The organism is Neisseria weaveri (genome assembly GCF_900638685.1).
GTDB lineage: Bacteria > Pseudomonadota > Gammaproteobacteria > Burkholderiales > Neisseriaceae > Neisseria > Neisseria weaveri.
Genome location: NZ_LR134533.1, coordinates 766,862 through 788,607 on the forward strand (window position 1 = coordinate 766,862; position 21,746 = coordinate 788,607).

The 21,746-nt window shown below is 53.1% G+C and carries 20 protein-coding genes; 11 read left to right on the forward strand and 9 right to left on the reverse strand.

Annotation, left to right across the window (positions count from 1 at the left end):
• Positions 1–12 precede the first annotated feature (12 nt).
• The gene (locus EL309_RS03820) at positions 13–642 is read left to right on the forward strand and encodes a Maf family protein (protein ID WP_004282659.1); all 630 of its coding nucleotides are present in this window, start codon (positions 13–15) and stop codon (positions 640–642) included.
• A gap of 60 nt (positions 643–702) precedes the next feature.
• Here EL309_RS03820 and EL309_RS03825 read toward each other — a convergent pair whose 3' ends face one another.
• From EL309_RS03825 to EL309_RS03840, 4 genes are all read right to left on the reverse strand, one after another.
• Positions 703–1,395, reverse strand: a complete 693-nt coding sequence (locus EL309_RS03825) for an LrgB family protein (RefSeq protein ID WP_004282658.1) — start codon at positions 1,393–1,395, stop codon at positions 703–705.
• Entirely contained in the window at positions 1,395–1,733 is a 339-nt protein-coding gene (locus tag EL309_RS03830) for a CidA/LrgA family protein (RefSeq protein ID WP_004282657.1), read from the reverse strand. The genes EL309_RS03825 and EL309_RS03830 overlap by 1 nt, the downstream gene beginning before the upstream one ends.
• A 213-nt stretch (positions 1,734–1,946) precedes the next feature.
• Positions 1,947–2,165, reverse strand: a complete 219-nt coding sequence (locus tag EL309_RS03835; RefSeq protein ID WP_004282656.1) for a hypothetical protein — start codon at positions 2,163–2,165, stop codon at positions 1,947–1,949.
• Positions 2,166–2,186: 21 nt separating this feature from the next.
• On the reverse strand, positions 2,187–2,738 hold the full coding sequence (locus tag EL309_RS03840; RefSeq protein WP_004282655.1) for a C40 family peptidase: 552 nt from the start codon (positions 2,736–2,738) through the stop codon (positions 2,187–2,189).
• A gap of 486 nt (positions 2,739–3,224) precedes the next feature.
• Between EL309_RS03840 and ppk1 the strand changes: the two genes are divergently transcribed.
• The 7 genes from ppk1 (at position 3,225) to EL309_RS03875 (ending at position 13,996) form a co-directional block, all read left to right on the forward strand.
• Positions 3,225–5,285 (forward strand): polyphosphate kinase 1, encoded by a 2,061-nt coding sequence (gene ppk1 / locus EL309_RS03845; RefSeq protein WP_004282654.1) that lies wholly within the window; start codon positions 3,225–3,227, stop codon positions 5,283–5,285.
• A 257-nt stretch (positions 5,286–5,542) separates the two neighbouring features.
• The gene (locus EL309_RS03850; protein WP_004282653.1) at positions 5,543–7,063 is read left to right on the forward strand and encodes a phospholipase D family protein; all 1,521 of its coding nucleotides are present in this window, start codon (positions 5,543–5,545) and stop codon (positions 7,061–7,063) included.
• 341 nt (positions 7,064–7,404) lie between these two features.
• The gene (gene pnp, locus EL309_RS03855) at positions 7,405–9,534 is read left to right on the forward strand and encodes a polyribonucleotide nucleotidyltransferase (RefSeq protein WP_040669454.1); all 2,130 of its coding nucleotides are present in this window, start codon (positions 7,405–7,407) and stop codon (positions 9,532–9,534) included.
• Between the two features lie 262 nt (positions 9,535–9,796).
• On the forward strand, positions 9,797–11,044 hold the full coding sequence (gene gltS, locus EL309_RS03860; protein ID WP_004282651.1) for a sodium/glutamate symporter: 1,248 nt from the start codon (positions 9,797–9,799) through the stop codon (positions 11,042–11,044).
• Positions 11,045–11,151: 107 nt separating this feature from the next.
• A complete protein-coding gene (locus EL309_RS03865; protein WP_231987912.1) occupies positions 11,152–12,177 on the forward strand; it encodes a lysozyme inhibitor LprI family protein in 1,026 nt (341 codons plus the stop codon).
• 247 nt (positions 12,178–12,424) lie between these two features.
• Positions 12,425–13,279: an RnfABCDGE type electron transport complex subunit B gene (locus EL309_RS03870; RefSeq protein ID WP_004282648.1), complete on the forward strand. Its 855-nt coding sequence runs from the start codon at positions 12,425–12,427 to the stop codon at positions 13,277–13,279.
• A 276-nt stretch (positions 13,280–13,555) separates the two neighbouring features.
• Entirely contained in the window at positions 13,556–13,996 is a 441-nt protein-coding gene (locus EL309_RS03875; protein ID WP_232014434.1) for an META domain-containing protein, read from the forward strand.
• A gap of 57 nt (positions 13,997–14,053) precedes the next feature.
• Here EL309_RS03875 and EL309_RS03880 read toward each other — a convergent pair whose 3' ends face one another.
• On the reverse strand, positions 14,054–14,857 hold the full coding sequence (locus EL309_RS03880) for a carbon-nitrogen hydrolase family protein (protein WP_004282646.1): 804 nt from the start codon (positions 14,855–14,857) through the stop codon (positions 14,054–14,056).
• A 167-nt stretch (positions 14,858–15,024) separates the two neighbouring features.
• Here EL309_RS03880 and EL309_RS03885 point away from each other — a divergent pair, with 167 nt between their 5' ends.
• Positions 15,025–15,315, forward strand: a complete 291-nt coding sequence (locus tag EL309_RS03885; RefSeq protein ID WP_004282645.1) for a porin — start codon at positions 15,025–15,027, stop codon at positions 15,313–15,315.
• A 139-nt stretch (positions 15,316–15,454) separates the two neighbouring features.
• Positions 15,455–18,142: a bifunctional [glutamate--ammonia ligase]-adenylyl-L-tyrosine phosphorylase/[glutamate--ammonia-ligase] adenylyltransferase gene (gene glnE, locus EL309_RS03890; RefSeq protein ID WP_004282643.1), complete on the forward strand. Its 2,688-nt coding sequence runs from the start codon at positions 15,455–15,457 to the stop codon at positions 18,140–18,142.
• 79 nt (positions 18,143–18,221) lie between these two features.
• Here the strand turns inward: glnE and rnhB are convergent, their stop codons facing one another.
• On the reverse strand, positions 18,222–18,821 hold the full coding sequence (rnhB, locus tag EL309_RS03895; RefSeq protein WP_004285859.1) for a ribonuclease HII: 600 nt from the start codon (positions 18,819–18,821) through the stop codon (positions 18,222–18,224).
• Positions 18,818–19,990, reverse strand: coding sequence for a lipid-A-disaccharide synthase (lpxB, locus tag EL309_RS03900; protein WP_004282641.1), 1,173 nt, complete (start codon positions 19,988–19,990; stop codon positions 18,818–18,820). The genes rnhB and lpxB overlap by 4 nt, the downstream gene beginning before the upstream one ends.
• 164 nt (positions 19,991–20,154) lie before the next feature.
• Between lpxB and EL309_RS10675 the strand changes: the two genes are divergently transcribed.
• A complete protein-coding gene (locus EL309_RS10675; protein ID WP_004282640.1) occupies positions 20,155–20,313 on the forward strand; it encodes a hypothetical protein in 159 nt (52 codons plus the stop codon).
• Positions 20,314–20,352: 39 nt separating this feature from the next.
• On the opposite strand, the gene rpsO is transcribed toward EL309_RS10675, so the two are convergent.
• Positions 20,353–20,622, reverse strand: coding sequence for a 30S ribosomal protein S15 (gene rpsO, locus EL309_RS03905; RefSeq protein ID WP_004282639.1), 270 nt, complete (start codon positions 20,620–20,622; stop codon positions 20,353–20,355).
• Between the two features lie 217 nt (positions 20,623–20,839).
• Positions 20,840–21,745: a tRNA pseudouridine(55) synthase TruB gene (gene truB / locus EL309_RS03910; protein WP_004282638.1), complete on the reverse strand. Its 906-nt coding sequence runs from the start codon at positions 21,743–21,745 to the stop codon at positions 20,840–20,842.
• Between the last annotated feature and the right edge of the window lies 1 nt (position 21,746).

Consider the following 21,746-nt stretch of genomic DNA (forward strand, 5'->3'; position numbering starts at 1 on the left):
ACAGACCTCTTTATGCAAACCATTTATCTCGCCTCAGGCAGCCCGCGCCGTCGGGAAATCTTAGAAAACTTAGGCTATACCGTTTTACGCTTACCCGCAGAAATCGACGAAACACCGTTTGAACAGGAAAACGCGCAAGATTACGTGGAACGTATGGCACGTGAAAAAAACACCGCCACACTGACCCAATGGCGCGATACCCATGCCGACGAACCCGTTTATCCGATTCTGACCGCCGATACCACCGTTGCCTACAAAGGGCAAATATTAGGCAAACCCGAATCGGAAAAACATGCCGCCGAAATGTTGTCGATGTTGTCGGACAGCACACATCAAGTCTTAACGGCCGTCTGCATTTACTGGAAAGGCCAAACCGAAGCCCTGGTACAGCAAAGCGATGTCCGTTTCCGCAAAATCGACGAAGAAGAAATCGAAGCCTACGTTGCCTGCGGCGAACCGATGGACAAAGCCGGCGCTTACGGCATTCAAGGCTTAGGCGGAATTTTTGTCGACCATCTCCACGGCAGTTTTACCGGTGTCATGGGCTTACCGGTATCCGAGACCGCCCTGCTGCTGAAAAAGCTCGGTTTAACCACTCCGCCTTTTTCAGACGGCCTTAAATTTTCAGACGGCCTCAAATAACACCGACACACCAAAAACAAAGGCAGGATAACCCTGCCTTTTTCCGTTCCTGCAAATACTTTAAATACCTAAAAGCGGCACAATAATCGGCGCCAGCGCCGCCGTCAGCACACCGTTAAAGATCAAACCCAAACTGGCATAAGCAGCAAACTTACGGCTGCGGTCCAAAGCTGCGGCAATTCCCATCGCATGAGAAGCCGAGCCCATCGAAATGCCCTGCGAAGTCGGCGTTTTAATCGTACTCGCACTCAACAGTTTGAAACCGATCATCTGCCCCATCATACCGGCCAAAATCACGGTTGCCGCGGTAATCGCAGGAATACCGCCTATCGCACGGGTAATCTCAATCGCAATCGGGTTGGTTACCGACTTAGCCGCCAACGACAACACCACATCACGATCCGCCCCCATCCATTTGGCGATATAAACACCGGTAATAATCCCGGTCAAACTGCCTGCCGCTTGGGAAGCCACAATCGGCAGCCACTGACTGCGGATTTTGGTCCAATTGACATACAAAGGCACAGCCAAACACACCACCGCCGGTTTCAACCAAAAATCAATCATACCGCCGGCTTTGTAATAAGTCGCATAGTCGATATCGAACGTCTTTAAATATGTAATCACCACCACCGTACTCAGCACAACCGGATTACACAAAATATTTCCGGTACGCGCACGGACCACCGTAGTAATCCAATAAACCGTTACCGTTAAAAACAGCAGCAACGCAGGATGCGACAACATTTCCATTACCAAAACCTCCGCACCAACTCATGCACTTTACCGGTAACAAACAGCACCAAAAACGTACTGACCAACGTCGCCGTTACAATCGACCACAAATCACGCTGCACCAAATCCAGATAACTCATCACAGCCACACAAGGCGGAACCAGGAACAGCGACAGATTACCCATCAGCACATCCACCATCTGCTGCAACCAGGACACTTTCACCCAACCCGCATGCAGCGCGGCAAACAGCAAACCCATACCGATAATACTACCCGGCAGTTTCACACCGCTGAAAAACACCACCGCCTCGCCGACAGCCAAAAAACCGAAAATAACACTAAAAGCCCTAATCACTTGACCGATTCCTAAATTATTTTGTTCTTATCCATCTCACGCTTCAGCCACACCGCAAAATTTTTAGACGGCCTCAAACAAGAAAACCATGAAGATGTTAACTTAAGTAAATCATAACCCCTGTCATGCCGTCTGAAAAGACCTTTTCCCAATCAGGCGCAAAAAAGCGGAACCATTACCCAAACGGTTCCGCCCCATCAAACAGCTTCACAATCACACGCTGCGGTAAGGATTATCCAAAGCATCCATCAAACTGTGCAGATAGTTCCGCACCTGAGATTCCGAGCAACCCATCAGCAACGCATCCTCAAACGCATCTTGTGCCGTCTGAAAAAGCTCGTCCATATTTTCATCCATAACCTTGATTTTTTCCGTACAGGAAACAATCTCACCGTTATCGCTATACCATTTCGGCATTTCCGGCTTGCTCATACAGATCCTTCCCAAACTGAATCACTTAAGAAAACGGGACGGGTCGTTTTTCTTCACCCTGCGGCCAAACGCATACTTAGCACCCCAATACTTATTGCTCAAACTCGTAATTTCAATGGTTTTACCCGTTCGCGGCGCATGGATGAATTTATTGTTGCCGATATAAAGACCGACATGGGAAATCCTGCTCTTTACCGTTCGGAAAAACACCAAATCCCCCGGCTGCAGCCCCGCCCTATCGACATGAACCCCCATTTTTGCCTGCTCGGCGGAGGTTCTCGGCAAATTAATCTGCATACTCCTGCGGAAAATATGCTGCATAAAACCGCTGCAGTCAAAACCCGTACTGACGGAAGTTCCTCCGTAGCGGTAGGCCACACCCAGCAAACCCATCGCGCTCTTAATCAAATCATCGGCATCGCCGCGACTGATCGGACGGCTGTCTTCCGCCGCCTGCACCACTTTCTGCTTAATCAACTCTTCCAATTCATCCGCATGCGCAGATTCCCCCGAAACGGAAAGAAGAAGAACGGCAGTCAATACAGAAAAACATAACTTTTTAAAATGATTCATGTACTAAAATCCGTTTGTTTTCATCATTTTCAGACGGCCTCGGGTTATTCCGACACCCAGAACGGCGGCCAACTTGCCGCAACCGTCTTCTTAAAATACCTAATATTGCAATCTGCACGGGCAGAAATATTCATCCGGCCTGCCCCGTTATAACGCGAACATCCGATCCGTTTCCCCGAATCCGGTTTTCATATTATACATTCGGATGCGGCTGCCCACCGCATTTTCTCCCTATCTGCATACGATACAACAAAAGCGGAAATGATTCCAATTTTATTGCTTTAAGCGTTTTTTCCCTGCAAAAACCGCTCGTTCCGCCTGTTTATTCCGCTATTTTATGTTTCACCGCCGGCCTACACCGTACATCCGCAACAACCGTCCGCACATTTTTCCGGCTGCTTGTCGGCATTGTCATGAAACGTACACAAAAACACGTTATACTCAATATCTTAAGCTTGAATAATAAATAATAAAACGGAGTGAATTATGCCGGATCAAAATCGTCTGCTGTGCCGCGAACTCAGCCTGCTGGCGTTTAACCGCCGCGTTCTCGCGCAAGCCCAAGACACACGTATTCCATTATTGGAACGCTTACGCTTTTTATGTATCGTTTCCTCAAACTTAGACGAATTCTTCGAAGTCCGCATGGCCTATCTGAAACGCGAACAGAAAATGCGGCCGAATATGATTCTGGACGGCGGCAGAACGCCGTCTGAAACCATCGCCCTTGCCGCTGCGGAAGCCAAAAAGCTGATTCGCGAACAATACGACCTGTTCAACCAAGAACTCCAGCCCGAATTAAGCCGCGAAGGCATCCACTTCTACCGCCGCCGCAACTGGACGCCCGAGCAGCGCGAGTGGATTGAAAACTACTTCATGCACGAATTGTTCCCGATCCTGACCCCCATCGGTCTGGATCCGTCGCACCCCTTCCCGCGCCCGATCAACAAATCGCTTAACTTCGCCGTCGAATTGCTCGGCACCGACGCCTTCGGCCGCGCTTCCGGCATGGCCATCGTCCAAGCACCGCGCATTCTGCCCCGCGTAGTCAAACTGCCGGCCGACATCTGCAACGGCGACCACGGCTTCGTATTCCTGTCTTCCATTCTGCACGAATACGTTTACAAACTCTTCCCGGGCATGGAAGTAAAAGGCTGCCACCAATTCCGTCTGACGCGCGACAGCGACCTGACCGTAGACGAAGAAGACCTGAAAAACCTGCGCGCCGCAATCCAAAGCGAACTGCACGACCGCGATTACGGCGACGGCGTACGCTTGGAAGTAGCGGAAACCTGCCCCGACCACATTGCCGACTTCCTGCTCAGCCACTTCAAACTGAAACCGTCCGAACTTTACCAAGTACGCGGACCGGTAAACCTAGTGCGCCTGATGTCCGTACCGGATATGGTTGACCGCCCCGACTTGAAATTTCCCCCGCGCAGCGGCAGCCTGCCGAAATATCTTCGGCAAGGATTGTCCGTTATCGATGCCGCAGCCAGGCAAGACATCCTGCTGCACCACCCCTACCAATCCTTCGAGCCTGTGGTCCGTTTTATCCGCGAAGCTTCGGTCGATCCTGACGTCGTTGCGATCAAAATGACCATCTACCGAACCGGTACCGATTCCGAATTGGCCAAAGCACTGATGAACGCGGCTTTAGCCGGCAAACAGGTTACCGTTGTCGTAGAGCTGATGGCCCGTTTCGACGAAGCCAACAACGTCAACTGGGCACAACGGCTGGAAGACGCAGGTGCACACGTCGTATACGGCGTATTCGGCTATAAAGTACACGCCAAAATGGCCTTGGTTATCCGCCGCGAAGACGGCATTCTCAAACGCTACGCACATTTGGGAACGGGCAACTACCACCAAGGCACTTCGCGCATCTACACCGACTTCGGCCTGATTACCGCCGACGAAGACATTACCGCCGACGTCAACGCCCTGTTTATGGAAATCACCGGCTTAGGACAACCCAGCCGCCTGAACAAGCTCTATCAAAGCCCGTTTACCCTACACACCATGCTGCTGGAAGGCATTCAGCGCGAAGCCGACAACGCCCGCGCCGGACGTCCCGCCCGCATCATCGCCAAGATGAACTCGCTGATCGAGCCGGGCATTATCGAAGCCCTATACGAAGCCAGTGCCGCAGGCGTACAAATCGACCTGATCGTACGCGGCATGTGTTCGCTGCGCCCCGAAGTACCCGGATTGTCCGACAACATCCGCGTACGCTCGATTATCGGCCGCCAACTGGAACATTCGCGCGTGTACTACTTCTATAACGACGGCGAAGAAAACACCTACATTTCCAGCGCCGACTGGATGAGCCGCAACCTCTTCCGCCGCATCGAAACCTGCACGCCGATCGAACATCCCGAGCTGAAAAAACGCGTCATTCACGAAGGCCTGACGCTGGCTCTGGCCGACAACCGCCAAGCATGGCTGATGCAGCCCGACGGCGTCTATGTCCGCGCCGTCCACTCGTCCACCGAAGAAACCGTCGGCTTACAGGATACTTTGTGGAAAGAATACGAAAACCGCTAAATTTTCAGACGGCCTTTGGCCCCAACTTCTGAAGCGGCAAACGGCATAGCGAAACATTTTCCCTATGCCGTTTTCTTAATTCCGGCCATCCGTTTTGATTTCAGACAGCCTAACTTCAGGAGGCCTAATTTTCAGACGGCCTTAATTTTCAGACGGCCTTATCTTGCCGAAAACTTCTTCACACCGATTGGTCTAATTTAATTATCCTGCGGGTTAACCATGACCCCGATTTCATTTTTAAAAACAGTTTAAACCCCATGCTAAAGAAAACTTTTACCTTACTGCTTTTCATCATCGTCACTTTAATCATCACGGCGTTCGCAACCTATAAAAAATTGCCCGACAACAGCCGGCGCAAGCCTTCGCACTATCTGCTGCCCCAATCTGAAAGTGCGCTGGTGCGGCATTTGCTGCCGCAAGCGGAGGCGCATCCCGGTCTTTCGGGTATTTATGCGCTGCGAGACGGGCGTGATGCGTTTTTGGCTCGGTTGGCACTGGCGGAAACGGCGCAGCACACGCTGGATGTGCAGTATTACATTTGGCATGACGATATTTCCGGCCGTTTGCTGATGCAGAGTTTGTACAAAGCAGCCGAGCGCGGTGTGCGCGTACGTCTTTTGCTTGACGATAACAACACCAGCGGCATGGACGAGCTGCTGTCGGCAGTCAATGCCCACCCCAATATCGAAATACGCCTGTTTAACCCTTTCATGCAGCGCGGTTTTCGGCCTTTGGGCTATTTGAGCGACTTTTTCCGTCTCAACCGCCGCATGCACAATAAATCTTTCACTGCAGACGGCATCGTTACCATTATCGGCGGTCGCAATGTCGGTGATGAATACTTCGGTGCAGGCACGGGCGTGATGTTTGCCGACTTGGATGTGGCTGCCGTCGGTGCCGCCGCGAATGATGTCGAGCAAGACTTCGACCGCTATTGGGCGAGCGAATCCAGCTACCCGGCCGAACTGATTTTGGAAAACCATGTCAACACCACATTCGACACCACGCCGTCTGCCAATGCGGAAACCCAAGACTACTTGAAAGCCTTTGCCCAACAGTTGCAAACCGGTACTTTGCCGCTTATCTGGTCGAAAACCCAGCTCGTGAGCGACGACCCCGCCAAAGGCTTGGGCAAAGCTTTGCCGGGCAACACCGTGGTGGCGCACATCAGCCCTGTGATGGCGGCGGCCGAAAAAGAACTGCTTATCGTGTCGCCTTATTTTGTGCCGACGAAAAAAGGGGCTGAACTGCTCAGTAACATTGCCCGAAGCGGTAAAAACGTACAGGTGCTGACCAATTCGCTCTCCGCTACCGACGTTGCGCCCGTTCACGCGGGCTATACCAAATACCGCAAAGACTTGCTTGCCGCCGGTGTGAAACTGTTTGAATTGAAACCGGATGCCACCGTTACCACAGACGACCACGGCGGATTAATCCACGGCAGCAGCGGTGCCAGCCTGCATGCCAAAACTTTTGCGGTGGACGGCAAAAAGCTTTTTGTCGGCTCGTTCAATATGGATCCGCGTTCGGCCGCCTTGAATACCGAGATGGGCTTTATTATCGACAGCCCCGAGCTGGCAACACAGCTTTCAGACGGCCTCAAGCAGCATCACGCCGTGCATACCTACACCGTAACCGAACTTTCCGAAGGCGGCCTGCAATGGCAAACCGAAGAAAACGGCAAAACGCTTGTCTATCAGCAAGAGCCGAAAAGCAGCGTGTTCAAACGGTTTTCGGTGTGGTTCTGCTCGCTGCTGCCGATTGAGTGGTTGCTGTAAACAGCAGAGGCCGTCTGAAAAAACGTTTCTAAAAAATGGCGCTAAAACCAGATGCAGACAGCTCAAGTACGCAAGCCTGTAAAAGCACTCAAGCCCTACTCCGCTCTTCTTTTCAAACCGCAGTCAAACTACCCGTCATGGTCATTATTTAGCGTCTTTCGGGTAGATGAAGATGCCTTTTAAGGCTATAATTCGCGTTCAGACGGCCTGAAGCAACACAGGCCGTCTGAAAATGTATCTAACCTGCCAAAGCCTGCCTGAAACCCTAACCATGCACATATATTCAGCTTGTGTGCATCATTAGTGTTTTAGCGGCTGCGGCATTTACCGAAAGGAACGAAATGTTCAACAAACACGTTAAATCTTTCCAATACGGCGAACACACCGTTACCCTCGAAACCGGCGAAATCGCCCGCCAAGCCGCGGCAGCCGTAAAAGTTTCTATGGGCGACACCGTGGTTTTGGTAGCCGTTACCGCCAATAAAGACGTTAAAGAAGGCCAAGACTTTTTCCCGCTGACGGTTGACTATCTCGAGCGCACTTACGCTGCGGGTAAAATCCCCGGCGGTTTCTTCAAACGCGAAGGCAAGCAAAGCGAAAAAGAAATCCTGACCAGCCGCTTGATCGACCGCCCCATCCGCCCGCTGTTCCCCGAAGGTTTCTACCACGACATTCAAATCGTAGCGATGGTTGTTTCCGTTGACCCCGAAATCGACTCCGACATCCCCGCCATGATCGGTGCTTCTGCTGCGCTGGTGTTGAGCGGCGTGCCGTTTGCCGGCCCGATCGGTGCCGCACGCGTGGGTTATGTGAACGGCAACTATGTTTTGAATCCGAACAAATCTGTGCTGGAACAATCCCAATTGGACTTGGTGGTTGCCGGTACTGCCAAAGCCGTATTGATGGTGGAATCCGAAGCACAAGTTCTGCCTGAAGACATCATGTTGGGCGCAGTGGTTTACGGTCATGAACAAATGCAGGCCGTAATCAATGCCATCAATGAATTTGCCGATGCCGTCAACCCCGAAGTATGGGACTGGAAAGCACCGGAAACCAACGAAGAATTGGTGGCCAAAGTTCGTGAAATTTCCGGCGCCACGATTGCCGAAGCGTTCAAAATCCGCCAAAAACAAGCCCGTTCTGCTAAATTGGACGAAGCTTGGGCAGCCGTGAAAGACGCTTTGATTACCGAAGAAACCGACACGCTCACCGCCAACGAAATCAAAGGCATTTTCAAACAATTGGAAGCCGACGTTGTGCGCGGCCAGATTTTGGACGGCCAACCGCGTATCGACGGCCGCGATACCCGTACCGTGCGCCCGATCAACATCCAAACCGGCGTATTGCCGCGCACCCACGGTTCCGCCCTGTTTACCCGCGGCGAAACCCAAGCTTTGGCGGTGGCCACTTTGGGTACCCAGCGCGACGAGCAAATCATTGATGCCTTGAGCGGCGAATACACCGACCGCTTCATGCTGCACTACAACTTCCCGCCGTACTCTACCGGCGAAGTGGGCCGCATGGGTGCGCCGAAACGCCGAGAAATCGGCCACGGCCGTTTGGCCAAACGCGCGCTGGTTGCCGTGTTGCCTTCGCCGGAAGAATTCAGCTACACCATGCGCGTGGTTTCCGAAATTACCGAGTCTAACGGTTCGTCTTCGATGGCTTCCGTGTGCGGCGGCTGTTTGAGCCTGCTGTCTGCCGGTGTGCCGCTGAAAGCGCACGTTGCCGGTATCGCCATGGGCTTGATTTTGGAAAACAACAAATTCGCCGTGTTGACCGACATTTTGGGCGACGAAGACCACTTGGGCGATATGGACTTCAAAGTGGCCGGCACCACCGAAGGCGTTACCGCGCTGCAAATGGACATTAAGATTCAAGGTATTACCAAAGAAATCATGCAGATTGCTTTGGAGCAGGCCAAAGAAGCGCGTCTGCACATTTTGGCGCAAATGAAAGAAGCCGTTGACGGCCCGCAAGAGCTGTCGCAACACGCTCCGCGCCTGTTTACCATGAAGATCAACCAAGACAAAATCCGCGATGTGATCGGCAAAGGCGGCGAAACCATTCGCAGCATCACTGCCGATACCGGCACCGAAATCAATATTGCCGAAGACGGCACGGTAACCATTGCCGCCACCACTCAAGAAGCGGGCGATGCGGCGAAAAAACGCATCGAAGAAATCACCGCCGAAGTGGAAGTGGGCAAAGTGTACGACGGTACCGTATTGAAACTGTTGGATAACAACGTCGGCGCCATCGTTTCCGTGATTCCGGGTAAAGACGGTTTGGTACACATCAGCCAAATCGCCCACGAGCGCGTGAAAAACGTGAGCGACTACCTGCAAGTCGGCCAAAACGTGAAAGTGAAAGCATTGGAAGTGGACGACCGCGGCCGCGTACGCCTGTCTATCAAAGCCTTGCTGGAAGCACCCGAACGCGAACAACGCGCCGAACCTGCTGCCGAATAACCGGGTTTTACATTAGCTTCAAAGGCCGTCTGAATTTTCAGACGGCCTTTCCTTTTCCAATACTGCAATGATTTAAAAATTTATACCAACAAAATCAAACTATTTAAATTTTTTGACATTTTTTAACCACTAACCTAATATAAGCGGTCTTTTCAAAGCGTGGTTTCCGTATCCACATAAAAAACAACGGCTTGACGCTTCAGCCTGCCTACGCGGCAGCAATTCGGCAAGATGTTATCTCAACTAACACAAGGGCTATATTATGGAACCGATTGTTATCGACCCCTTCTACACCCTCATTGTGGCCACACTGGTATTATTGGTCGGCCGTCTGATGGTAAACAAAATCAGTTTTCTGCAAAACTTCAATATTCCTGAGCCGGTTGCCGGCGGTCTGTTGGCTGCAGCCATCATTTATATCCTATACACCAGCACCGGAATGTCTTTCGCTTTCGACAAGGGCCTGCAAACTGCTTTCATGCTGATTTTCTTCTCATCGATCGGTTTGAGCGCAGACTTTTCGCGCTTGAAAGCCGGCGGTATCGGCTTGGTGATTTTCCTGGCTTTGGTGAGCGTATTCATTCTCGTACAGAATGCTTTGGGCGTCAGCCTGGCTACAGCTTTGGGCTTGGATCCGATAATCGGTCTCGTAACCGGTTCGATTACTTTGGTCGGCGGTCACGGTACGGCCGGTGCATGGGGTAAAGTATTGGAAGAAAAATACAATATCGTCGGCGCCACCGACTTGGGCATGGCCAGCGCAACCTTTGGCTTGGTATTGGGCGGCCTGATCGGCGGTCCGGTTGCCCGTAAGCTGGTAAACAAAATGGGCATGAAGCCGATGACCGCCAACGGCGACAGCGAGCTGAACGATAAAGACGCCAGCAAAGACATCGACGATGCATTCGAGCACGCCGACCAAAAACGCCTGATTACCGCCAACTCCGCTATCGAAACCATGGCTCTGTTTGCAGGCTGTTTGGCATTCTCCGCTTTAATGTCTACTCCGGAAGTGAAATCTTTCTTCCCTGAAAAATTCACTCTGCCGCAATTCGTATGGGCGCTGTTCTTCGGCGTGGTATTGCGCAACGTCTTAACCATCGGCTTCAAATTCAATATGTTCGACCGTGCCATCGACGTATTCGGCAACGCTTCTTTGAGCTTGTTCTTGGGTATTGCGCTGCTGAACCTGAAACTGTGGCAACTGTTGGATTTGGCGCTGCCGATGCTGATTATCTTGGCCGCACAAACCGCTTTGATGGCTCTGTTTGCCTACTTCATTACCTTCCGTGTTATGGGTAAAAACTACGACGCCGCCGTATTGGCCACCGGTCATTGCGGTTTCGGTATGGGCGCAACACCTACCGCCGTTGCCAATATGCAGTCGGTTACCGAACGCTTCGGCCCTTCGCACAAAGCCTTCCTGATTGTGCCTATGGTCGGCGCATTCTTCATCGACTTTGTCAATACTTTCATCTTAACCGCTTTTGCCAACTTCCTCGGCAGCTAATCCCGGCGGAATAAAAGCATAACGAAAAGAGCCTGAACAACTTACCAGTTTCAGGCTCTTTTGCTATCATGCAGACTTGCTAAAAAATCATGAAGCAGGTATTGAGCATGTATCAAAAATTCATCGCTGTCGGCGCAGCCGCCTTTCTCCTTGCCGCGTGCAGCGAACCCCGAAACGAAGCGAAACCGGAAATGGTGTGTCACGACGCCGGCGTTACGCAAAACATCCAAACCAATATTCAGGAAATCATCAAACAAGAAGCGCGAAATTTTGCCGCCGGCGACAGTCGCCAGCTGGTTGATGCCGACAAAGTCATTGCCGCCGCCAGCCAACTTTCCATCAATCTGGCCGACATCCGTCTCGAATATCAGAACAACCAACCTTTCTGTGCCGCCACGCTGAGCATACAAACTCCGTCTGCCATTGCCGCGACCGCAGAAGCCAACAGCCCCCTGCTCTACGGCACACAAACCATTACTCAACTGATTCAGCACCGCACCAACGGCAGCAATCTCAGCTACAACGCAGGCAACCATACTTTCAACACGCCCCTGCAATACACAACCTCCCCGTCGACGGGCCAGCTCAACATCAGCTACCGCGACAACAGCCTGGTTCATACCGCACAAACCCTGTCGGCCGCCTTACTGCCCTACGGCATTAAAGATATTTTGGTCATCAGCGGCGAACCGGTAACCCGCGCCGATGCCTTACAGCAATTAACCAACCCTCCGGCCTCCGAACCCGAGCCTCCGGTTGCCGTTGCGTCTGCCGAAGTCGTCCCGATCCCGGCCGACCTGACCGCATTTCCGGCCGAAGCGCCCGAAATTCTCACACCGGCCAAACCGCAGCAGGAAGAAATCCTGTTATCCGCGGGCGAACTCGACTATGCGCGCAGCAACAACCGTGCCGCAAACGAAGAAATCAATGCCATTTGGCACCGCCTCGACCAACCGGTACAGCAAAGTCTGTTGGCAGAACAACGCAATTGGATAGACAACAAAACCGAAAACTGCCGCCAAGCCGCCGCGCGTGCCAACAGCAGCGTACAGGCCGAATACCTGCAACTGCAGTGCGACACACGGATTACCCGCGAACGCAGCCAATACCTGCGCGGCTATACCATCAACTGATTCCGTTATATTGTGAACCCAAAGGCCGTCTGAAAATTTTCAGACGGCTTCAAACCATCAGCCCGATCTGTCTGCACGCTCAAAAATCCGCAATGATTCCGCCGCATCAGTTCAGACGGCATCTCCGCAGCCTCCCGCATAACCCAACCCCATTTATCCGACACCCAACCTAAAACCCGAATCAACATTTCTGCCTAATCATTCAATCTGTTAAAATACCCCGTTTCGATTTTGAGTCTGCCCGAGCATGAACCCCACACCAGCCGAACGCATCAATGCCGTTCTACCGCAAACCCAATGCCGCGAATGCGGCTATTCCGGCTGTCTGCCCTATGCCGAAGCCTTGGTCTCCGACAACGCCGCCGTCAACCTGTGCGCGCCCGGCGGAGAAACCGTTATGCTCGACATCGCCAACCTGCTCGGCAAACCCCCGCTGGCACCGCAAAAAATCCAACCCAAAGCCCTTGCCTGGATAGACGAAGCCGTCTGCATCGGCTGCACCGCCTGTATCCGCGCCTGCCCGGTTGATGCCATTATGGGCGCGTCCAAACTCATGCACACCATCATCGCCGACGAATGTACCGGCTGCGGTTTATGCATTCCGCCCTGCCCGGTCGACTGCATCCATATGCACCCCGTCGAAACCGACTATCTGCCGGCCGCACGTTTCCTGTCCGACACCGACGACAGCCGTTTTGCCGCCGCATCCCATGCCAAAGCGCGTTACGAATGGCAGCAGCAGCGCAAAGTCCGCGATGCCGAAGAGCGCAAAGCCCATTTGGCAGAACGCGAAGCCGCAACCAAAGCCAAGCTGCAGGCTCAAGCCGCTCAAGCGGCTACGAAACCTCAAGCCGCCCCATTCAATCCCGCCAACTTAATCGCCAAAGCAATGGCACGCGCACAAGCGCAGCAGTCTCAACGGGTCGTACCGGCCAATCGGGAGGACTACCAAGCCAAACAATTGGAAGAAGCCCGGCAACGCTCCACCTACCGCCGCGCCCAACGCGATTTGAAATACGGCACGGAAGCCGAAAAAGCCGCCGCCATCGAATGGCTGCGCGCATATAAAGCCGAACAGGAAGCCAAAGCCGTCGGGAAGTGATTGAATATGCAAGATAAATATTTAAGGCCGTCTGAAAATTTCAGACGGCCTTAAAGTTTGTCTTAAATCAAATTCCCATTAACTATTTAATATATTAATTAAACTTTAACCTGACTTTCCTTCTCTAAGCCCCGTCTCCCGACACGGGATAAAAACCGAAATTTCCCGCCTGTTTGCCCTTAGGGAAAACCATAAGGTTTCATCACAACAGCAATCCGACCCGCTTTAATCGCCGTCGGTTTGCCATACAAACTTTCTCATTACAAAGGAAATGTCATGAAAACAGCTTTACTTCTACCTCTTTCCCTGTGCGCGTGCGTGATTCCCGTCGCCCTTCCGCTGCCGCTGACAAACCCCCAACCGATGCAGATTTACGGTCAATGGCAGCTGACCGAAGTCAACCGCAAGCAGGTCGATTACGCCGATGCCGTCATGACCATCTTAAGCACCGACCGCCAATTCAATATCCGCACCAACTGCAACCATGTTTTCGGCCAATACCAAAACGATTCGGCCGCCAAAAAGCTGTCGTTTCAAGGTCTTTCTTCCACATTGAAAGCCTGCCCGGATATGCGTCTCGAACAACAGCTTTCGCAAACGCTGCCCAAAGTCGGCAGCTACCGTTTCAACGGTAAATTTATAGAAATGACCGACAATGAAAACCGCGTCATTCTTCAGGCACGCCGTATCAACGACCAAGCACCGAAGCTGAAATAATGCGGAAGGCCGTCTGAATTTTCAGACGGCCTCTCTTATCAGCCCGGGAAATACGGTTTACAAACAGCGGTGTGCCAACGCAGGCAAACGGGTACGCACACTGTTTAAGCGCACCGAATCCACATCCGCCACCACCACGCCCTCGCCTTCGGGCAGCTCTGCCACAATATCGCCCCACGGATCGATAATCATACTGTGGCCGAACGTTTTCCGACCGCTTTCATGCAAACCGCCTTGTGCCGAAGCCACCACATAACATTGGTTTTCCACCGCCCGCGCGCGCAACAGCAACGTCCAGTGCGCCTTGCCCGTCGTATACGTAAACGCCGCCGGCAACATCAACACTTCAAACGGCTGCTGCGCCCTGAACAATTCGGGAAAGCGCACATCGTAGCAAATTCCGGCCGCCACATTCATGCCGTCTGCCGCCAGTTTCGGCACGGTTTTACCCGCTGCAATCGTATCCGCTTCGGCATAGCGTTCGCTCAAACCCGAATAGCCGAACAAATGTATTTTGTCGTATAAGCCGATCTGCGCACCGTCCCTGCCGTACACCAGCATGGTATTCAACACTTTGCCCTCTTCGCCGCTTTGCAAAGGAACCGTACCGCCGAACAACACCACACCGTTTTCGCGCGCGGCTTCACTCATGGCCGTCTGCAACACACCCTTACCCAAAGTTTCGGCAAAAGCGAGTTTGTCGGTATCCTTCTCACCCATCACCGGCCAATATTCGGGCAACAATACCCACTGCGCGCCCTGTTCCGCCGCCTGTCTCACCAAACGGTGCATGGTTTCGATATTTTCCTGCGGGCGGGTAGTCGACACCATCTGCACCGCCGCCACCTTGAATGTACGCATCTTTTCTCCTGTCATCGCCAAACAGCCTGTATCCGTAACGGTCAAGCCGCATCAGGCCGTCTGAAAATTTTTAATACCTTACCTGCCTGATTTCGGCTTTATTATGATTTATTTACATCGGATTCTGTTAAACTTTTTTCGTTTATATCCCAAGGATCGTTGCAAATATGAAAGCCTTTGTTCTGTCTGCCGCCGTTTTATCGGCCTCTGCCCTCGCCGACACCCAAATTTACGGCAGCATTCAAAGCGGCATCACCTTTTCCAAAACCGATACCGCCACACAAAAACATACCGCCACTTCCATCAGCGACCTCGGCAGCCATATCGGCATACGCGGCAGCCATCCCATCGGCGGCAACCGCCTGATTTGGCAGTTCGAACAAGATACGCCGGTCGGCAACGGCTCCATGCGCGAATATTTCCGCAATAAAAAAGAAACTGCCCGCTCCGGCAAATAAACCCGCTTCCGCCAAGCGGCAACAGAATTAACGGTAAAACCCATCCGAAAGGCCGTCTGGAATCATCGGCTTGCCAACTTTCAGACGGCCTGAAACCTTGCTATGATAGGCCGTCTGAAATTTCCACTGCCTATCCGCCATGCAAATCATCGACCACGCCCGCCGCCACTCCCAATATCTGTCACGCCATCTCGACAACGGCAATCTCGACACCGCCATACTGCTGCCCATGGCGGATAAAGTACTCGACACCGGAGATTTTCAAAAATTCGCCGACTGGGAAAGCCTTCAAGCAGCCGATAACGAAGCGGAAATCGCACGCCAGCTGCGCATTCTGCGCCGCTATGTCATGGCACAAATCATCATCCGCGACATCAACCGCATCAGCGATTTAAACGAAGTAACCCGCACCATCACCCTGTTTGCCGACTTCGCCGTCAACACCGCCTTAAACTACGCCCATGCCTACTATCAAGACCTTTACGGGACGCCGCTGGGCCGCTACACCCAAACACCGCAACACCTGAGCGTGATTGCAATGGGTAAAGCCGGCGGATATGAATTGAATGTTTCTTCAGACATCGACCTGATTTTCATCTACCCCGAATCAGGCCAAACCGACGGCAAACGCGAACGCGACAATCAGGAATTTTTCACCAAAGTTGGCCAAAAACTCATCGGCCTGCTCGACAACATCACCGCCGACGGACAAGTCTTCCGTGTCGATATGCGGCTGCGCCCCGACGGCGACAGCGGCCCGCTCGTACTCAGTGAAACCGCACTCGAACAATACCTGATCGCACACGGCCGCGAATGGGAACGCTACGCATGGTGCAAAGGCCGCGTGGTCACGCCCTATCCCAACGACATCCGCAGCTTGGTCCGCCCGTTTGTATTCCGCAAATACCTCGACTTCAACGCCTACGAAGCCATGCGCGGCCTGCACCGCCAAATCCGGGCCGAAGTCAGCCGCAAAGGCATGGCCGACAACATCAAACTCGGCGCGGGCGGCATCCGTGAAATCGAATTTATCGCCCAAATTTTCCAAATGATACGCGGCGGACAAAACCGCAGCCTGCAGTTAAAAGGCACACAGGAAACCCTATTGAAGCTGGCCGAACTCGGCATCATCGAATCCGCAACCTGCGACACGCTGCTGGCCGCCTACCGCTTCCTGCGCGATGTCGAACACCGCCTGCAATACTGGGACGACCAGCAAACCCAAACCCTGCCTACCCAACCCGAACAGCAGCAGCGCTTGGCAGAAAGCATGGGCTTTGCCGATTACGTCGCTTTTTCAGACGGCCTCAACCGGCACCGCAGCCAAGTCAACGCCATCTTCAACGAAACCCTGAGCGAACCGGAAGAACAAACCGAAGGCGATGCACACGAATGGCAATGGGTTTGGCAAAACAACCACGACGACGAACAACGCAAAGGCCGTCTGAAAACTCACGGTTTTGATGCCGACAGCATCAGCCTGCGTCTCGACCAATTGCGCCAAAGCCCCAAATACCGGCATTTGTCCAGCCGTGCGCAACCCCGTTTCGATGCCGTACTGCCCATGCTCGCACAAGCCGCCGCCGAACAGCCCAACCCGACCGAAACCCTGCGCCGCCTGCTTGATTTTCTCGAAGCCATCAGCCGCCGCTCTTCCTATCTCGCTTTTCTGCACGAACATCCGCAGGTGGTCAAACAATTGGCAGGCATCATGAGCCAAAGCTCGTGGGTGGCCACCTATCTGATGCAGCACCCGATTCTGTTGGACGAACTGCTCAGCGCACAATTAATGAACACCGAATACGATTGGAACAAGCTGGCACAAGAGCTGGAAGGCCGTCTGAAATCCGTTCAAGGCGATACCGAAGCGCAAATGGACGTACTGCGTCATTTTCAACACGCACAGGTTTTCCGGCTCGCCATTCAAGACTTAGCCGGATTGTGGAAAGTGGAGGCCCTGTCCGACCAGCTTTCCGCCCTGTCCGACACCATACTCGCCGCCGCGCTGCCCGCCGTTTGGGCAGATATGCCGAAAACCCATACCGACACCCCGAATTTCGCCGTACTCGGTTACGGCAAACTCGGCGGCAAAGAACTCGGCTACACCTCCGATTTGGATTTGGTCTATCTCTATGACGACCCCCACCCCGATGCCCCCGACATCTACACCCGCTTCTCCCGCCGCCTCACCAACTGGCTGTCCGCCGCCACCGGAGCAGGTACGCTGTATGAAGTCGACCTCCGTCTGCGTCCCAACGGCGACAGCGGCTTTTTGGCACACAGTATCGGCGCATTTGAAAAATACCAACGCGAAAACGCTTGGACATGGGAACACCAATCCCTCACCCGCGCCCGCTATATCTGCGGCACACCGTCTATCGGACTCGCGTTTGACGCGCTGCGTAAAGAAATCCTGACCCGTCCGCGAAACGGCACCGAATTGGCACGCGAAATCATCGATATGCGCGAAAAAATGTTCCCCACCCATCCGCCGGCCGATACCGATATCAAATACGCACGCGGCGGCGTGGTCGATGTGGAATTTATCGTCCAATATCTGGTGTTGGCCAAATCCGCCGAATGCCCGGAGCTGCTGGAAAACTACGGCAACATCGCTTTATTGAAAATGGCAGCGGAACGCGGCCTGATTGATGCAGGACAAGCAAGACTGTGCCGCCGTGCCTACCGCTATTTCCGTAAACAGCAACACAACACCAAGCTCAGAGATGCCGCCAAAACCGAAGTCAATGAGGAGCTAACCGCGCATTACGCCGCCGTACGCAAACTTTGGCGGCAGGTATTCGGCGAAGAAGTCACATTTTCCTAACCCCCGGCAGCGGAAAAGCAATTGATCCGGCAATAAAAACCGGCGGATACTTCCGCCGGTTTTTATTGCCCTGCAACCATCATTCAAACAGCCGCCCTTGCGCCAGTAAAGCGCGTATCGGCGCGAAGTCGCAGCGGTGCTCCGCCAACACGCCAAATTCCTGCAACGCAGCCAAATGTGCCGCCGTGCCGTAACCTTTGTGTTTGTCGAAACCGTATTGCGGATAGCGTTCCGCCAAAGCATACATTTCCGCATCCCGTGCCGTTTTCGCCAACACCGAAGCTGCCGAAATCTCAATGATTTTACTGTCGCCTTTTACCACCGCTTCGGCATCGACACCCAAATTTTCCGGCACACGGTTGCCGTCGATCCACACCTTAACCGGCTTCACGTTCAAACCGCGTACGGCACGGGTCATCGCCAGCATAGTGGCATGCAGGATATTCAATTCGGCAATTTCCGCCACACTGGCCGAAGCCACGCACCATGCCACCGCCTGCTGCTTAATCCGCACCGCCAATTCGTCGCGCTTCTTTTCCGACAGTTTTTTAGAGTCGGTCAACCCCGGCAAGTCGCAATCGGGCGGCAACACCACCGCCGCCGCAAACACGCTGCCGACCAAAGGCCCGCGCCCGGCTTCGTCCACACCTGCCGTCCAATGCCCGTTTATTGCATTCATGACCGGACACCTGCTTCCGCCAAAACGTTTTCCGCCGCCAAAGCCGCCGTATCTTTGCGCAACATATGGTGCAAACGGTAAAAATCTTGCTGCAGCTCTGCCGTATCCCGCGGCGACTCATACCATTCCGCCACCGCCGCCGCCAGCAGTTCCGGCTTGGCTTTGCCTTGCAGCAGCTCGGGCACCGCGCCCTTGCCCAAAAGAATATTCGGCAAACCGACATGCGGCACTTTAATCTTACCCTTCACATACGCATAAGTCAGCGGAGAGATTTTATAACTGATCACCATCGGCCGCTTGCACAGCGCCACTTCCAACGTCGCCGTGCCGCTGGTTACCAACACCACATCCGACGCCGTGCAGGCCAAATCGGCATGAGCCGACATCAGCTGCACCGGCAAGCCGCTAAACTCCGGCTTAGACAAAATATCCAGCAAACGCAGGCGCGTTGCCACCGTTGCCACCGGCAGTAAGAAACGTGCGCTCGGATAACGCGCCAACAGCAATTTGGCCGTCTTAAAAAACAAAGGCGCCATATACTCGATTTCACTCACCCGGCTGCCCGGCATTAAGGTAAACACGGTTTCCCAAAGCTCGATCCGCATTTTCAAACGCGCCGCTTTCTGATCTGCATCCAGCGGCATGGTCTGCGCCATCGGATGGCCGACAAACTCCGCCTGCCCGCCCGCTTCGCGATACAGCTGCGGTTCCATCGGAAACAGGCACAACACGCGGTTAACCTGATGAATGATGGTATTTACCCGCTCGCGCCGCCACGCCCATACCGAAGGACTGACATAATGTACGGTCGGAATACCGGCTTTTTTCAGCTTTTCCGCCACGCCGAGATTGAAATCGGGTGCATCGATACCGACAAACACATCCGGACGCATGTCCGTCAAATCCCGAACCAGTCCTTTGCGGATTTTCAAAATTTCCGGCAAACGCTTGACCACTTCGGCAAAACCGCGCACCGCCAGTTTTTCCTGCTCATATAAGCTCTCAAAACCTTGCGCAATCATACGCGGCCCGCCGATACCCACAAAACGGGCATTCGGACAACGCTTCTTCAAAGCCTCGATCAAATGCGCACCAAGCAAATCGCCCGATGCTTCTCCGGCACACAGGGCGATTGTCAGCGGTTTACTGGAAGATTGCGGTATGTTCATCTTTGTAACAATTTTTACGGTAAGCGCGTATTGTACCGAAAAAAGCCGCCGTTATGTCGGCAGCTTGCGGCTATTTTTCAGACGGCCTGCTATCGATAAGACCCTGTTTCCGGCATCGGTATTTAAACGGTTTAAACCCGGTATTGGTTTTACCTTCGGAGGCTATGCAAAAGACTCCGGATATCTGCGCCACTTTCATCAAATCCATTCGAGCTTCTTACATCACGCTGCCACGGCCCACAACCGCGACAGGCAATCGGTTCGGTCTGTTTGAAAAAGGCCGTCTGAAAATTCAGACGGCCTTGAAAAAATTGCAGCAATAAAAAATGCCGCTCATCGAGCGGCATTCGGCATAAATAGAATTATTTACGCAGACCCAGACGGGTAATCAGATTGCGGTAAGTATCCGGTTGGGTACGACGCAAGTAAGCCAGCAAACGACGGCGTTGGCTAACCATTTTCAACAAACCGCGACGGCTGTGATGGTCTTTGGCGTTGGCTTTGAAGTGCGGGGTCAAATCGTTGATGCGGAAAGTCAGCAAAGCAACTTGTACTTCAGAAGAACCGGTGTCGCCTTCTTTGCGTTGGAAATCTTTAACAATCTGTGCTTTTTGTTCTACGGTCAATGCCATGATAGAAAACTCCGAAATAAATAAGAACCTTGCGGTTCGGACAAGTTTGCCAAGCCGTAACCTGTGCAAACTCCTAAATTCGTTGCATAACGAACGGGCAATTATCCCACAACTGTTCTGCTTATAGCAACTAAACTTATTTCCGACAGCCGTCGGCAAGGCTTCAGCCCTGCCGCAGCAGAAATAAAGTTTATTTGCGGTATGGGCGGAAACAGACTTAATCGGCCGTATTCATCAAACGCAATACTTTCAACGTGCGGCTTTGCGCGCGGTATTCGACCAGCCCGATAAAGCGCCCGTCTTCGCCGTACGCGCGCAACGGGGCGTCTGTTTGTGAAAGGCCGTCTGAATATTCCGGCTGCCTGCCGTGTTTCAGCATCTGTTCTTGTTGCGGGTTTAACACGAGCTTGGGTAAATGTTGTACCAATACATCACAAGGCAGCAAAACGGCGTCCCGTCCGGCTTCGTCCATTTCGGCCAGTTTTTCCAACGTGTAACTCTGCCCGATAGAGAAGCCGGCGGTTTCGGTACGGCGCAAATCGGTCAGATGGGCAAACGTGCCGATGTATTTGGCAATGTCTTCGGACAAGGTACGGATGTATGTACCTTTGCTGCAACGCACGTCAATCACGGCTTTCGGTGCGTCAAATTCAGTTATTTCAATCGAATAAATCGTAATGTTTCTCGGCTTGCGTTCGATGACGATGCCTTTGCGTGCGTATTCGTACAAAGGTTTGCCTTCGTGCTTCAAAGCGGAAAACATGGGCGGCACTTGGCGGATGTTTCCGGTTAATGCCTGACAGGCCGTCTGAAATTCTTCGGCGGTAATGTCCGCTCTTGCCGTTTCAACCACTTCGCCCTCGGCATCGCCTGTGGTCGTAGCTTCACCCAACTTTAAAGTCGCGGTGTAGGCTTTGTCGGCGTCCAGCAAGTATTGGGCAAATTTGGTGGCTTCGCCGAAACAGACGGGCAGCAAACCGGTTGCCAACGGATCCAATACGCCGGTATGCCCGGCTTTTTCGGCGGCATACAGCCGGCGTGCTTTCTGCAGGGCGGTATTGCTGGAAAGGTTTTTCGGTTTGTCCAACAGCAATACGCCGTTTAATTTGCGTTTGGCAGTCATC